We start from the raw sequence: 13,885 nt of genomic DNA, 5'->3' as shown, positions 1-13,885 counted from the left end.
ACTGTTCATGGAATACTGCGGCCTTTGAAAAACGGGAGAAGCGGCACAATGCCGTACGGTTGCAATTATAACCACTTTACCCGACACCTTAAGCCGGTTTGGCTTACTTCCAGTCGCCCCGCAAGGCGAGCACCTGTTTGTGCAGGTAGTCGGGCGTGGCGTCTTCCGGAGCGACCGGCGTGCCGACCGCCAGCGCCAGGCGCGAACGCGGTCCGCGCGCGAAGGTGCGCTCGAACAGATTGCCAGGATCGCGCGTGAGCAGGCTGCCCCACAAACCGCGCAGCGCCATCGGAATCACCGGCACCTTGCTGCGTTCGACGATCTTGGCAATCCCGCCGCGGAACTCGCCCAATTCGCCGGTCGACGTCAAGCGCCCTTCCGGGAAGATGCAAACCAGGTCGCCCTCGTGCAGTGCCTGCGCGATGTCGATGTACGCCTTCTCCATCAGGAACTGGTCTTCCTTGGCCGGCGCGATCGGAATCGCGCGCGCCGTGCGGAACAGCCAGCCCATGAACGGCATCTTGAAGATTTTATGGTCCATCACGAAGCGGATCGGACGCGGGCTGGCCGCGCCGATCACGATCGCATCGACATAGCTGACGTGATTGCACACCAATACCGCCGGGCCTTCTTCGGGAATGCGGTCCACGTCCACCGTTTTCACGCGGTGGATGGTATGAATCAGCATCCACGCCAGGAAGCGCATCAGGAATTCCGGCACCAGCGAGAAGATATACAGCGCCACGATGGCGTTCAGGATCGCGGTGGCGAGGAACATTTCGGGAATCGAAAAGCCCATCTTGATCATCACAATGGCCACGCCGGCCGCCCCGATCATGAACAGCGCGTTCATGATATTCATGCCGCCGATGGTGCGCGACAGGTGGGCCGGTTCGCAGCGGGTCTGGATCAGCGCGAACAGCGGCACGATGAACAGGCCGCCGAACACGCCGATCATGGCAATGTCGAACAGCACGCGCGTTACGCCCGCCTGCGCCAGCATGCCCATCATCTCCACTTCGACCGGCGGGCGCACGTAACCGAGGCTGGCGAAATACAGGTCGATGCCGAACAGCGACAGGCCGATCGAGCCAAACGGCACCAGGCCGATTTCCACCTTGTGGCCCGACAGCTTCTCGCACAGCAGCGAGCCCACGCCCACGCCGACCGAGAACACGGTCAGCAGCATCACGAACACGCTGTAGTCGCCATGCAGGTACTCCTTGGCGTACAACGGAAACTGCGACAGGATCATCGCGCCGTAAAACCAGAACCACGAGTTGCCCAGCATGGACAGGAACACGGTGCGGTTCTTGCGCGCGTGGCCAATGTTGCGCACCGACTCGGCGAACGGATTCGGATTGATTTTCAGGTCGGGCGCGGGCGCCGGCGACAGCGGAATGCGGTAGCTGGCCACCAGGCCGAGCACGGCGAAGAACATGGTGGCGCCGGCCACCAGCAGCAGCCCGTTGGATTTGAGTACCAGCGCCGCGCCCAGGATCTGCCCGAGCAGGATGCCGACGAACGTACCCATTTCGACCACGCCGTTACCGCCGACCAGTTCTTCCGATTTCAGATGCTGCGGCATGTAGGCGTATTTGACTGGCCCGAACAGGGTCGAATGCACGCCCATGCCGACCACGGAGGCGATCAGGAGCCACAGGGTGTGGGTCATCCAGCCGATGCCCGCAACGAGCATGATGCCGATTTCGAGCATCTTGACGAAGCGCGCCAGGCGCCCCTTCTCGACCTTTTCGGCGATCTGTCCGGCGGTGGCCGAAAACAGCACGTACGGCAGGATGAACAAGCCGGGAATGAGGCTGTTCAAGACGGCCGGATCGAGGCTGGTCCAGCTGGCGGCATCGTAGGTGAGAATCACCAGCAAGGCGGTCTTGAAGACGTTGTCGTTGAACGCGCCGAGGAACTGGGTCCAGAAAAACGGCGCGAAGCGGCGCTGCTTTAAGAGGGAAAACTGGCTGGCTTGACTCATGCTGATAGATCTCTCAAGGTCTCGATGTGGCAAAAAGGTCGGAGTTGCATCGTCAGGGTACCATCAGCCCTGGCGCAAGAGGGCCTTGAATGCCTGCGGCACCCAGGGCCGCGCGGCCACGATGAAGCTGATCGCATGGCGCTGGTCGAGCGGCAGGCGCGTTTCGTGCTGGTGCTGCTGCGCGAATTCGGCGGCCACCTGCTTCAGGCGCTCCAGCAACGCGGCGCCGGACTGCTTCGACAGCATCACGTTCACCAGCCGCATGACTTCATCCTCGCCGTCGAAGCGCGAGTTCAGGTAGTCGGCCGCCGCCTCGTGCCGGAAGTAGCCCTGGATCGGCCCATTCGCAATCCAGCCGAAGGTGCGCGCGATCAGCAGCTTGACCCGGTTATTCGGCAGCAGCTCCAGAAAGCCGATGCGGTCCAGCCGCAGCAGGTACTTCGTCACTTCCGCTTCCGTCATGTCGTAAAAGCGCACGATATCGTCGAAGCCGATGTGGTTCATGGCCGACACGGCCACCACCAGCAGCCGCGGGTCGCCGATGATTTCGCGCTCCTGCGCCAGCGTCAGGTGTGAAATCAGGGTCGGCGCGGACTGCGCCGCACTGAGTTCGTCGAACTCGATTCCCGTGGCCGTCAGGATCTCGTCCAGCCGCTGCAAGGTAAAATTTTTCTGTGAAAACATGCGCTTCACGCTCGCCTCCGACATGCCTATCCGTCCGGCAAGGTCGCCGTAGGTAATACCCCGCCCCTTCAGGAGGCGCTTCAAGGTGTCGACAAGTGTAATTGCGTGCGGCATTTCTGTATCCCTAGGAATTCTGGTAGCAAATATTAATACTTATTCAGAATAAAAGCGATACGGACTATCAATTCATTGAGTAAAGTTGATTCTTGCGTAAGATGTGTTCTGCCAACCCGGCCAACTTACTGAAAGAAACAGCATGAAAACCACCCTGACGGCTATCACGATCGCTTGTGCACTGTTCGGCGCCAATCCTGCCGCGATGGCCGAGTCCCACAACATGGGATCGAACCTGTCGAAGTCCCCGAGCGGCGTGTCGGGTGCGGTGGTGCTGGGAAGTTTGCTGGTGGTGGCCGTGGGAGGCAGCGTGGTGGCGCAAAGCGTTGAAACCGTCGCCGACGGCACCATGGTGGTGCTCAAGAACGTGGCCGACGGTTCCACCGCCACCGTCAAATTGAGTGGCGATGGCGCCAAAGGACTCTCCAAACTGGTCGGCCAGGCCGTCACGGTCACCGCGACCGCCAGCGGCCATGTGCTCATCGCCGCCGGCAAGGTGATCGCGTTCATTCCGACCGAAGTGGGCAAGGGCCTGTTGCACCATTCGCAGAACGGCTCGAAAGGCTAAGCATGACGCGCATCGGTCAACGCTTCCTCCTGCTGCTGGTGCTGGCCATGCCGCTGCAGTTCGCGCACGCCGGCACCGCCTGCGAAGAAGTCGCGCAGGACGCCACCGCCTTCGTCAAGGCCGTCAAGCTGGCCGAAAACACCAGCGCCGCCCTTGATGCCTCCGGGGCCGAGGTCGCGCTGATCGCCCGTGTCGGCCAGGACCTGTCCAAGTACGACTTGCGCTATTCGCACATGGCCTACACCTGGCGCGACCATCCCAAGGGACGCTGGACCGTCGTGCATCTGCTGAACCAGTGCGGCACCGCGAAGTCGAAAGTGTTCGACCAGGGGCTGGCCAACTTCTTCCTCGATGATTTGTTCGCCTACGAAAGCCAGATCGTGATCCCGAGCGCGCAAAGCCAGAAGCGCATCGTCGCCATGCTGGCCTCCCAGGCACCGGCGCGCCTGCACGGCGAGAACTACAACATGCTGGCGTTCCCCTTCTCGCCCAAGTACCAGAACTCGAACCAGTGGGTGCTCGAAACCTACGCCGCCAGCGCCAGCGACACCGCCATCGACGATCGCGGCGCCGCCCAGTCGTGGCTCAAGCAGGCCGGCTACACGCCCAACACGATCTGGGTACCGTCGGTCAAGCGCCTCGGCGCGCGCGTGTTCCGCGCCAACGTGGCCTTTGACGACCACCCGATGGGCCGCCGCATCGCCGGCCAGATCGACATCGTCACCGTTGAATCGGTGGTGCGCTTCGTGAAGAAGCGCGACCCCGGCACGACCGAATCCGTGGTCGGGATCCAGTAGGCGTCAGAACACCCACAGCTTCGCGGGCGGCATATGCAGCCAGTAGCTGCCCGCTTCCAGCCGGTACTTGGAATACGCGCGCAGGCTCAGGCCTTCGCGCGAAAACAGGCACTCCCACCGGTCGCCCAGATACATGCAGGTCAACAGCGGCATCTCGATCGCATTGTCGACCTGCTGCGCGCTGATCTTCACATCCTCGACCCGGATCAGCGGCGTGGCCTCGCCGCCGCCCTGAAGGCCAGCACCGCGCACCGTGCCCCGCATGCTCACGCCGGCAACCATCAGCGCCACCTTGCCATCGTTACCGGCCACCACCTGGCCCGGAAGGCGGTTGTTACTGCCCATGAATTCAGCGGTAAACAGCGTGTCCGGCGTTTCGTACATGCTTTGCGGCGAACCTTGCTGCTCGATCTTGCCGTTATTAAGCAGCAGGATGCGGTCCGAGATCGCCATCGCCTCGCCCTGGTCGTGCGTGACCATCAGCGCGGACAGGCCAAGACGCACGATCAGCTCGCGCAAAAAGGCGCGCGCCTCCTCGCGCAGCTTGGCGTCCAGGTTCGAGAGCGGCTCGTCGAGCAAAATCACGGGCGGGTTGTACACCAGCGCGCGCGCAATCGCCACCCGCTGCTGCTGGCCGCCGGAGAGCTGGTGCGGATAACGCTCGCCCAAGTGGCCCAGCCCCAGTTGACCCAGCACTTCCTTGACCTTGGCCTCGATCTCGCTCTTGCCCATCTTGCGCAAGGTCAGGCCGTAAGCCACGTTATCGAACACGGTCTTGTGCGGCCACAGCGCGTAGGACTGGAACACCAGCCCCAGGCTGCGGTGCTCGGCCGCCATCTCGAAATTGCGCGCGCCGTCGTACACGCGGCGCTCGCCGATGTCGATGGTGCCGCTCTTGGGGCTTTCCAGCCCGGCCACGGCGCGCAGCAAGGTGGTCTTGCCGCTGCCGGAAGGGCCCAGCAAGGCCACCACTTCGCCGCGTTGCAGGTGCATCGATACGCCCTTGAGGATCTGGTTGGCGTGCGCGCCGGTGCCATAATCGAGGTGCAGGTCGTTGACGGTCAGTTCATTCATGGTCATTCCCGATGTAGAGTGTGTTTATTGGTGCAGCTTGACGCCGAAGCGCAGCGCAATGCCGAGGCCAATGGCCACCAGCGTGATATTGATGAACGATAGCGCCGCCACCAGGTCGGTCGATCCGCCCGCCCACAGCGACACCAGCATCGCCCCGATAACCTCGGTGCCTGGCGTGAGCAGGTACACGCCGGTCGAATATTCGCGCTCGAAAATCAGGAACACCATCAGCCAGGCGCCCAGCATGCCGAATTTGATGAGCGGCAGCGTCACGTCGCGCGTGACCTGGCCGCGGCTGGCGCCCACCGCGCGCGCCGCCTCTTCCAGTTCCGGCCCCACCTGCAGCAGCGCGGTCGAGATCAGGCGCATGCCGTAAGCGAGCCACACCACCGAATACGCCAGCCACAGGGCGAAGATGGTCGAGCGCACTTCGCGCAGCAGCGGAATCACATGCTCGCTGAGCCACAGCGCCGGACCGAACTCGGTCGCCTTGAGCATCCCATCGAGCCAGCTTGGCACGAACAGGAACACCCACAGGAACGACAGGCCGGCCAGCAGGCCAGGCACGGCGCGCGGCACCAGCACGCTGTAGTCGAGCAAGCGCGTAATGCCGTCGGGCTTGCGGTGCATGGCCAGTGCGATGGCCGTGTAGCACACCACCGCCAGCGCCCCGCCGATCACGCCGATCAGCACCGTGTTGATAATCCCGCGCACCAGCGAGTGCTGGTCCAGGATGTCGCGGAAATGCTGCAAGGTCAGCGCATCCCACAGCACCACGCCTTCGCCCCAGTTCTGCACGAAGGAGCGCAGCACGATGCCCGACAACGGCAGGATGATCGTCACCAGCAGCCAGCCGGCCAGCAGCGCGAACGCCAGCCACTTCCAGCGGCCCAGCGGCATCGCCTTCTGGCGCGCGCCCTTGCCCTTGATCGACACGTATTTGTTGGCCGACTTGAGCAGCCAGCGCTGCAGCATCACCAGCGGCATCGTCACCATCACCAGGCACACCGCCACCGCCGCCATCAGGTGGTACGAGGGCGTGCCCATCTTGTTGGTCAGCTTGTACAGATAGGTGGCCAGCACCAGATGGCCTTCCGGGTCGCCCAGCACCAGCACCAGGCCGAAGACCTCGAAGCCGAGGAAAAACACCAGCACGCCCGCATACGCCAGCGCTGGCATAATCATCGGCAGCGACACATTCATCATCACCCGCAGCGGCGAGGCGCCGGCCACGCGGGCCGCTTCCTCCACGTCCGAACCCAGGCTTTTCAGCGCCGAGGAGGCGTACAGGTACACGTGCGGCACGTGGGTCAGCCCGGCGATGATGACGATGCTGGTGAACGAATAGATATTCCAGGGGATGAAGCCGAGCAGCTGCTTGGCCCACACCGAATAGAAACCCACGGGGCCCATCGACACCACGTAGCCGAAGCCCATCACCATGGGCGAGACGAAAATCGGCACCAGCAGCAGCGGCGCAATCCAGCTGCGCCCGGGCAGGTCGGTGCGCACCATCAAAAAGGCGAGCATGCCGCCCAGCGGCACCGCGATGGCGGCCAGGCCGGTGGCGAGGATTGCGCCGTTCTTGAAGGCCTGGCTGAAATCGGGATCCTCGAAAATGAAGGCGTACGCTTCAAAGCCCAGGGTTTTTTCGGGCATGAAGAACGGCGCCGACAAAAAGCTCTGGTAAAAAATCAAAAACAGCGGCAGAAAGATGGCGACGCAGGCGAGCGTCACCACCAGGCCGCGCGGCCAGTTAAGCCGCGTGGCCCGCAATGATAAGGTGGTCATGTGAGGTCCGATCTTGGGATGATGAGGGTGGGGGGGCGCCCACCCCAGGGCGCGTTTACCCGCCTTTACTTCTTGCCGGCGGTTTCTTTCCACTGCTTGAGGAAGGCCATGCGCTTCGCCGGTCCCAGGAACTGCAGCACGATCGGATGCACCGGAATCGGCTTGACATTCTTCTCGCCGATGATCTTGATCAGTTCCGCCGACGTGGTTTCGCCCTTGACGTCGGAGCGGATCGCGAACAGCTTGGAATCGTTGGCGATGATCGTCTGGCCGCGCACCGACAGCAGGTAATCCATCCACAGCTTGGCTGCGTTCGGATGCTTTGCCGCCTTGTTGATGAACTGGACGCGCGACATGATCAGGGTGTAATCGGCCGGCAGCACCACGCCCAGCGACGGATCGGTCTTGGCGCGCACCAGCGCGTAGGAACCGAGCACGTTGTAGCCGATCAGGTTTTCGCCAGACGAAATCCGCTCCAGCATGGTGCCGGTGGACGACTGCACGCGCACCTTGGCCACGCCAAACGCATTTTCCAAGTCCAGGAACTGCGGATTTTCGCGCGCGTCCTGGGTCATGAACATGAAGCCCACACCCGATTTTTCGATGTCGTAGGTGGTCACCTTGTCGCGGAATTTCTCGGTCTTGATCAGGGCGGCAAACGCGGCGTGCGTGCGCGGCACTTCATTGGTGGCCAGCAGGCGCTTGTTGTAGACGATGGCGGCCGGCTCGAACGTGGTGCCGTAGGCGCTGTCGTTCCACACCGCCCATGCCGGCAGCTTGGCCGCTTCGTTCGATTTGTACTGCAGCGCGTGCCCGTCCGACGCAAGGCGCATCTGCAGGTCCATCGCCGACGACCACACCACGTCGGCCGTATTGCCGCCGGCGGCCGCTTCCGAAATGAAGCGGTTGTACACTTCGGTCGAATTCATGTCGTTGTATTCGACCGTCACGCCCGGATACATGGCGTTGAAGTCCTTGATCAGCGGCTGTGCGGCCTTGCTGTCGGTGGCCGAGTAGATCACCAGCTTGGCCTCCTTCTTGGCGCCGTCGATAATCTTCTGGTAGTCGGCCGGATAGCCCGCCGGTACCTGTGCGAAGGCGCTGCCGGCGAACGTGGCGGCGAGGGTAGCCGCGATGGCGGCGCCGATAAGGGTGCGTTTGGTAGTCATATTGTCTCCAGATTGTTGTTTTGTTTTAGCGAATCAGCTTGAATTGCCTGGCCTGCCGGTTGTAGTCGGCGACAGCCTTGTGGATGTAATCGGTCAGTGCCTGTCCGGTGAGCGTGAACGGATACAGCCCGTGCGCCGCCCGCAAGCGGGAAAAATCGGGGCTCGATGTCATCCGATCGAAACTGCCCACCCAGCGCTGGTATTCGGCGTCCGCCACCTTGGGCCCCATCCACACGCCGCGGATGATCGGCCACACCACGTCCACGCCCTGCTCGCGCGCGGTCGGCGCCAGCGACAGCACGCCGGGCAAACGCTGCTCCGACAGCACGGCCAGCACCCGCACCTTGCCGGCGCCCGCATACAGCGTCGCTTCCGAGGCGTCGCCCGACACCACCTGCACGTGGTTGGCGTGCATCGCGGTGAAGGCTTCGCCGCCGCCTTCCAGTGCCACGAAGCGCAGCACCTTCGGATCGATCCCGGCGCCCCGGGCCAGCAGTGCCATCTTCATCCAGTCCTGGCTGCCGATCGTGCCGGACACGCCGATCAGCACCTTTTCCGGCTGCCGCCTCAGGGCGTCCAGCAAGTCGGCCAGGTTGCGGAAGGCCGAATCCGAGCGCACGGCGATCATGCCGTAGTCGGCGCCCAGGGCGGCAACCCACCGCACGTCGTTCGCGCTGGCCTTGCCGAATTTTCCCTGCGCGAGATTGAGCAGCGAACCACCCGAAAACGCGACCAGGGTGTCCTTCTCGCTGCCGCGCTGGGCCGCCATGGAATGCCAGGCAACCGCGCCGATCCCGCCCGGCAGGTACGACAGGCGCAGGGCCGGCGCGCCGGCTTCGCCCTTGAGTCCTTCGCGCGCCAGCTTGCAGGTCAGGTCCATCGCGCCGCCCGGCTTGGACGGCACGATGCACTCGGCGGCCGCGGCATGCAGGGCGGCGCAGGCGATCAGGGTGGAAAGCAGGGTTTTCATGGCGGTGGCTTCTCCAGTCGGGCGCGGCGATCGAATAACCATGATAGCCCCGTCAGTCATGCAATACGCATCAGAAGCGATGCTGGATACCGGCCGTGAGTCCTTTTTGCGTCGTGCCGAAGCCCGCATCGTCGCGCGACAGTCCCACCAGCTTGCCGTTGTCGGCCTTGGCGTACGCCGCGGCCACATACAGGTCGGTGCGTTTGGACAGCGCATACAGGCCGCGCGCCACGTACATGACCGGATCGGCGTCCGTCCTGGCGGCCACGTTCTTGACGTTGACGTAGTAGACGGCGCCGGTCAGGGTCACCACCGGCGTGACGAAGTAGCTGGCGCCGCCCCACCAGGTGGTGGCGCGTACGTCCGGCGTGGCTGCCTTGGCGGCTTCCAGCGTGTAGTCGCGCACGCCGCCGGTCAGGCGGAACAGGCTGTTCTTGTAGTCGACCGCCGCGTGAAAGGCCGTGGTTTCGTCGCGCCGGCCGGTGCCGGCCAAGGTATTGGCGTTGATTTGCTCGTACGCCGCCATCGCCGCAAAGCTGCCGCGGGTCCAGGAGCCGGCCACCGCATATTTGCGGCTGTCGGCGCTGCTGCCTGCCTGCTCGCCCAGGCCGATGCTGGCGCCGTATTTGAAGTCGCCGGCCTTGCCCGAGTACTTGATCAGGTTGTCGAAGGCGGTCGTCATGCCGTATTTGGACGAACCGGTGGCGTTCGACGAAGTCGCCCACGAATAGTTCGGCGCATAGCCGAGCGGGTCGAACAGGATCACGAAGTCGTAGGTGGTGGTGAACGAACGTCCTACCACCACGCGTCCGAAGCTGCCGTCCAGGCCCACGAACGCCTGGCGCTTGAACAGCGCGCCGTCGGCCGCGCCGGTATCCATCAGGATGCCGCCTTCCAGGCCAAAAACGGCTTTCAGGCCGCCACCCAGGTCTTCGTTGCCACGCAAGCCCCAGCGCGAGGTGTTCTTGCCGCCCGAGATGACACGGGTGGCATTGTCACCGGCAGCGTTGGTGTTGGTGGTGTAATCGACGCCAGCGTCGATCAGGCCATAAATTTGCACGCTGGACTGGGCCTGGGCGGCGCCGGCTGCCGACAGGGCGGCCGCCAGCGCGAGCGTAAGCACGGATGGTTTCATTCTTGTCTCCTGAGTTTTTATGTTTTATGTATGACGGGTGCTTCGGGTCCCACTATATGTTCGCCATCCTTTCAATTGGCTTTCAGTGCTCATCTGTACCGGCCGGACCACACCGGTCAAGCTTTTTTGCGCGCTTAGGGCTACACTGCCCCGATGCGAATACTCCTGGTTGAAGACCACATCGAACTGTCGCACTGGCTTTCCAAGGCCCTGCGCGACGCCCACCTGACCGTCGAATGCGCCGTCAACGGCGCCGACGCCGACGCCCTGCTGCACACGCAGGACTACGCGCTCGTCATCCTCGACCTGACCCTGCCCAAGATGGACGGCCTCGATGTGCTGCGCCGCCTGCGCGCCCGGGGCGGCGCGCGCGCCAAGACGCCGGTGATGATCCTCACCGCGCGCGGCGGCCTGGAAGAGCGGGTCCAGGGCCTGAACCTGGGCGCCGACGACTATCTGGCCAAGCCGTTCGAACTGACCGAACTCGAAGCGCGGGTCAAGGCGCTGCTGCGCCGCAGCCAGGGCAGCGAAGCTCTGGTGCACCAGTGCGGCGCGCTCAGTTTCGACACCGTGACGCGCATGTTTTCTTACGGCGGCGCGGCGCTGGCCCTCACCCCGCGCGAACACGCGGTGCTCGAAGCCCTGATTACCCGGCCGGGCCGCGCGGTATCGAAGGAAAAGCTGTTCGACGAAGTCTTTGCGCTCGAAGACGACGCCAACCTCGATGCCATCGAGCTGTACATCCACCGCGTGCGCAAGAAGCTCGAACGCGTGCAGGAGGGCGCCGCCGCCATCACCACCCTGCGCGGCATCGGCTACCTGCTGCAGCCGCGCGAGGCCACCTCCTGAGATGGCCCCGTTGTACGCCACCATGCGCAGCAAGTTCGGCGCCGCGCCCCTGGGCAGCCTGCGCAGCCAGTTGCTGCGCTGGCTGCTCATTCCCCTGGTGCTGCTGGTCGCCCTGAACGCGGTATCGGTGTACGACAACGCCCTCGACGCGGCCGACATGGCCTACGACCGCTCGCTGCTGGCGTCCACCCGCGCGCTGGCCGAGCGGGTCGCCATCAAGGATGGCAAGGTGGTGGCCGACGTACCCTACGTCGCCCTCGACAGCTTCGAGACCGATACCCTGGGCCGCATTTACTACAAGGTCAGCGGCATCGACGGCGAAACCGTGTCCGGCTTCGACGACCTGCCGCCGGTGCCGGCCAATGTGCCGCGTTCGGAAGCCTATCCGGCGCTGGTGCGCTTCTACCACGCCGACTACAACGGCGAGCAGGTTCGCATCGCCGCCCTGCTGCAGCCGGTGTACGACGATTCGATGCGCGGCATCGCCCTGATCCAGGTCGGCGAAACGCTCGACGCGCGCCGCGGCCTGTCGCGCAAGATCCTGGTCGACACCCTGCTGCGCCAGGCGGTGATGGTGCTGGCGGTCGCCTCGCTGGTGTGGTTTGCGGTGCGCCTGGTCTTGCGCCCCCTGATGCGCCTGAAAATCGAAGTCGAGAACCGCGCCCTGAACGACCTGTCCGACGTCGACCAGGCATTGGTACACAAGGAAGTGCGCCCGCTGGTGGCTGCCATGAACGGCACCATGTCGCGCATGCACAACCTGATCGCCAGCCAGCGCCGTTTCATCGCCGACGCCTCGCACCAGTTGCGCACCCCGCTCACGGTGCTCAAGACCCAGGCCGAACTGGCGCTGCGCGAAAACGACCCGGACGCCATGCGCGAGATCGTCCGCTCGATCGCCGCCACAACGGACGCCACCGTCCACCTGGCCAACCGCCTGCTCACGCTGGCGCGCGTCGAGCATGGCAGCGAGGCGGCCGGCATGGCGCCGGTCTCGCTCACCGCCATCGTGCGCCAGGTCGGGCTGGAAATGGCGCTGCCGGCCGTGCAAAAACAGATCGACCTGTCGCTCGACGCGGCCGATGAAGCGCTGGTCGATGGCCAGGAACTCATGCTGCATGAACTGGTGACCAATCTGGTCGACAATGCCATCCGCTACACGCCGGCGGGCGGCAAAGTGGCGCTGCGGGTCAGGGTTGACGGCCTCAAAGTTCAACTCGACGTCGAGGACAGCGGCTGCGGCATCGCCGACGACGAGCGCGAAAAGGTCTTTACGCCCTTTTACCGTTCGTCGGGCGCGCTCGAAACCAACCCTGGGGGCACCGGCCTTGGCCTGTCCATCGTGCGCGAGGTAGCGGCCCAGCACCACGCCGTGGTTTCACTGGCAAGCGCCAGCGCGGGACCTGGCCTCAGGGTCGTGATTTGTTTCGATTCGGCCGCCTGAGCTTACGGATCAAATACAGACGGAAAAAACTGCGCGTCAGCCTGCGCGTCCAATGCTAATGTTGTCGATGCTGTATTTACAGCACCCTTCAACAACAAGAAACGGAGAGCAGGCATGCAGTTTATTCAAAAGGCATTACTCACCATCGTCCTGGCGGGAAGCGCAAGCGCGCCCGTCATCGCAGGCGACCGCTTGAGCGCCGACTACCACGAACCGCGTGGCGGCCAGACCGCACTGGTCGACCAGGCCAAGCGTTACAGCGCCTGGAACGTGGCGCGCATGCTGGGCGACCCCCAGTTCGCGAGGGCACTGGACAAGCGACTCGCCGGCGAGGACAAGGCGGTCATGCTCGACACCCTGCTCGACGACGTGCGCCAGCCGAGCGCGCAGACCAGGGCCAGCGCCGACAAGCTGCGCTTTCTCGACCAGCGCGTGCGCGAGCACAAGGCCATCGCGCGCGACTCCAAAAACCTGCTCGAAGTGCGGCTCTACGTGCCACGCGGCCAGGACGCCGCCGCACGGCCCGACATGAGCAAGCTGCTGGTCGCCTACGCGCCGGCAGGCAAGCGCTCCGAATGGAGCGACGTGGAAGCCTTCGACCAACTGGGCCAGGTGCAGCTGCTCGATGCGCGCACGCCGCCCGCCACGCCGGTCCTGATCGTCGGCATCAACGCGCGCGAAGACATGCGTGCCGGGATGGCCTACGTGAACCGCAGCCTGCGCGCCGCCGGCCTGCAATCGGCGCCGCCAAAAATAGCGCCCAAGACCGCTTCCAGCATGGCCGCCGGCGATATCGACACCACCCGCCTCGACCGCGTCAGCCTGGCCAACAGCCAGGAGAGCTGGGTGTCGGGGGCGGCCGAAGTGTTTGCCATCGTCTCCGGCGTGCAGCCCGACCAGGCCAAGGCCGAATTGAGCGTGGTCGACATGCCCTACCTCGACTACGCCGGCACCGCCTACACGCCGAACCAGATCATGGTTTTCTGGAGCAGCTACCGCTACGGCGCGGCCAACATCCAGCTGTTCGAGCATGACGACAACACCAACTACAAGGACCTGGCGGTGGCCCTGTCGCAAAGCGTCAGCGCGATCCTCGGCGTGTTTGCGCCCTCCTACGCGGTGATCGGCCAGGTCGCCACGGCGATCCTGCAAGCCATGCCCGCAGGCTGGTTCAGCAACGATGACGACTACGTCGACTCGTTCTACACCATCGAACGTGGCCGCACCTATGAAAACCATCGCGGCGCCGCCAACAATGCCACGGTAACGCTCTCGCCGTATCTGCTACGCGCGCAGTAAG

Annotated in this window: 12 protein-coding genes; 5 read left to right on the top strand and 7 right to left on the bottom strand. The window is 64.0% G+C overall.

The genetic code is table 11. From position 1 onward, the window contains the following. Positions 1 to 103 precede the first annotated feature (103 nt). Both CR152_RS16730 and CR152_RS16725 read right to left on the bottom strand, forming a co-directional pair. On the bottom strand, positions 104 to 1,990 hold the full coding sequence (locus tag CR152_RS16730; protein ID WP_099876208.1) for an MFS transporter: 1,887 nt from the start codon (positions 1,988 to 1,990) through the stop codon (positions 104 to 106). A 63-nt stretch (positions 1,991 to 2,053) separates the two neighbouring features. Then, the gene (locus CR152_RS16725) at positions 2,054 to 2,788 is read right to left on the bottom strand and encodes a helix-turn-helix domain-containing protein (protein WP_054263907.1); all 735 of its coding nucleotides are present in this window, start codon (positions 2,786 to 2,788) and stop codon (positions 2,054 to 2,056) included. Positions 2,789 to 2,930: 142 nt separating this feature from the next. On the opposite strand from CR152_RS16725, the gene CR152_RS16720 reads away from it, so the two are divergent. Then, complete coding sequence (locus CR152_RS16720; protein ID WP_099876206.1) at positions 2,931 to 3,356, top strand: hypothetical protein; 426 nt, start codon at positions 2,931 to 2,933, stop codon at positions 3,354 to 3,356. Between the two features lie 2 nt (positions 3,357 to 3,358). Beyond that, complete coding sequence (locus CR152_RS16715; protein WP_099876204.1) at positions 3,359 to 4,153, top strand: DUF2145 domain-containing protein; 795 nt, start codon at positions 3,359 to 3,361, stop codon at positions 4,151 to 4,153. Between the two features lie 3 nt (positions 4,154 to 4,156). Here the strand turns inward: CR152_RS16715 and CR152_RS16710 are convergent, their stop codons facing one another. The 5 genes from CR152_RS16710 to CR152_RS16690 all read right to left on the bottom strand — a co-directional run bounded on the left by CR152_RS16710 (position 4,157) and on the right by CR152_RS16690 (position 10,292). Then, entirely contained in the window at positions 4,157 to 5,227 is a 1,071-nt protein-coding gene (locus CR152_RS16710; RefSeq protein WP_099876202.1) for an ABC transporter ATP-binding protein, read from the bottom strand. Between the two features lie 24 nt (positions 5,228 to 5,251). After that, positions 5,252 to 7,018, bottom strand: a complete 1,767-nt coding sequence (locus CR152_RS16705; protein ID WP_099876200.1) for an ABC transporter permease — start codon at positions 7,016 to 7,018, stop codon at positions 5,252 to 5,254. Positions 7,019 to 7,083: 65 nt separating this feature from the next. Next, on the bottom strand, positions 7,084 to 8,187 hold the full coding sequence (locus tag CR152_RS16700; RefSeq protein WP_099876198.1) for an ABC transporter substrate-binding protein: 1,104 nt from the start codon (positions 8,185 to 8,187) through the stop codon (positions 7,084 to 7,086). Positions 8,188 to 8,212: 25 nt separating this feature from the next. Beyond that, a complete protein-coding gene (locus tag CR152_RS16695; RefSeq protein ID WP_099876196.1) occupies positions 8,213 to 9,157 on the bottom strand; it encodes a tripartite tricarboxylate transporter substrate binding protein in 945 nt (314 codons plus the stop codon). Between the two features lie 70 nt (positions 9,158 to 9,227). Then, complete coding sequence (locus tag CR152_RS16690; protein ID WP_099876194.1) at positions 9,228 to 10,292, bottom strand: porin; 1,065 nt, start codon at positions 10,290 to 10,292, stop codon at positions 9,228 to 9,230. Between the two features lie 153 nt (positions 10,293 to 10,445). Here CR152_RS16690 and CR152_RS16685 point away from each other — a divergent pair, with 153 nt between their 5' ends. The 3 genes from CR152_RS16685 to CR152_RS16675 all read left to right on the top strand — a co-directional run bounded on the left by CR152_RS16685 (position 10,446) and on the right by CR152_RS16675 (position 13,884). Next, entirely contained in the window at positions 10,446 to 11,141 is a 696-nt protein-coding gene (locus tag CR152_RS16685) for a response regulator (RefSeq protein ID WP_099876192.1), read from the top strand. A gap of 1 nt (position 11,142) precedes the next feature. Then, complete coding sequence (locus tag CR152_RS16680) at positions 11,143 to 12,585, top strand: sensor histidine kinase (RefSeq protein ID WP_099876190.1); 1,443 nt, start codon at positions 11,143 to 11,145, stop codon at positions 12,583 to 12,585. Positions 12,586 to 12,699: 114 nt separating this feature from the next. Continuing rightward, entirely contained in the window at positions 12,700 to 13,884 is a 1,185-nt protein-coding gene (locus tag CR152_RS16675; protein WP_099876188.1) for a DUF3103 family protein, read from the top strand. Position 13,885 lies beyond the last annotated feature (1 nt).

Source organism: Massilia violaceinigra, assembly GCF_002752675.1.
GTDB classification, from domain to species: Bacteria; Pseudomonadota; Gammaproteobacteria; order Burkholderiales; family Burkholderiaceae_D; genus Telluria_A; species Telluria_A violaceinigra.
Note: the sequence above shows the minus strand (reverse complement) of the source record. Positions and strands in the feature narration are given on the sequence as shown.

Excerpts from the sequence above, each read along its gene's own strand:
- CR152_RS16705 (WP_099876200.1), bottom strand. The coding sequence starts at position 7,018 with ATGACCACCTTATCATTGCGGGCCACGCGGCTTAACTGGCCGCGCGGC.
- CR152_RS16720 (WP_099876206.1), top strand. The coding sequence starts at position 2,931 with ATGAAAACCACCCTGACGGCTATCACGATCGCTTGTGCACTGTTCGGC.
- CR152_RS16685 (WP_099876192.1), top strand. The coding sequence starts at position 10,446 with ATGCGAATACTCCTGGTTGAAGACCACATCGAACTGTCGCACTGGCTT.
- CR152_RS16715 (WP_099876204.1), top strand. The coding sequence starts at position 3,359 with ATGACGCGCATCGGTCAACGCTTCCTCCTGCTGCTGGTGCTGGCCATG.
- CR152_RS16730 (WP_099876208.1), bottom strand. The coding sequence starts at position 1,990 with ATGAGTCAAGCCAGCCAGTTTTCCCTCTTAAAGCAGCGCCGCTTCGCG.
- CR152_RS16680 (WP_099876190.1), top strand. The coding sequence starts at position 11,143 with ATGGCCCCGTTGTACGCCACCATGCGCAGCAAGTTCGGCGCCGCGCCC.
- CR152_RS16695 (WP_099876196.1), bottom strand. The coding sequence starts at position 9,157 with ATGAAAACCCTGCTTTCCACCCTGATCGCCTGCGCCGCCCTGCATGCC.
- CR152_RS16700 (WP_099876198.1), bottom strand. The coding sequence starts at position 8,187 with ATGACTACCAAACGCACCCTTATCGGCGCCGCCATCGCGGCTACCCTC.
- CR152_RS16690 (WP_099876194.1), bottom strand. The coding sequence starts at position 10,292 with ATGAAACCATCCGTGCTTACGCTCGCGCTGGCGGCCGCCCTGTCGGCA.
- CR152_RS16725 (WP_054263907.1), bottom strand. The coding sequence starts at position 2,788 with ATGCCGCACGCAATTACACTTGTCGACACCTTGAAGCGCCTCCTGAAG.
- CR152_RS16675 (WP_099876188.1), top strand. The coding sequence starts at position 12,700 with ATGCAGTTTATTCAAAAGGCATTACTCACCATCGTCCTGGCGGGAAGC.
- CR152_RS16710 (WP_099876202.1), bottom strand. The coding sequence starts at position 5,227 with ATGAATGAACTGACCGTCAACGACCTGCACCTCGATTATGGCACCGGC.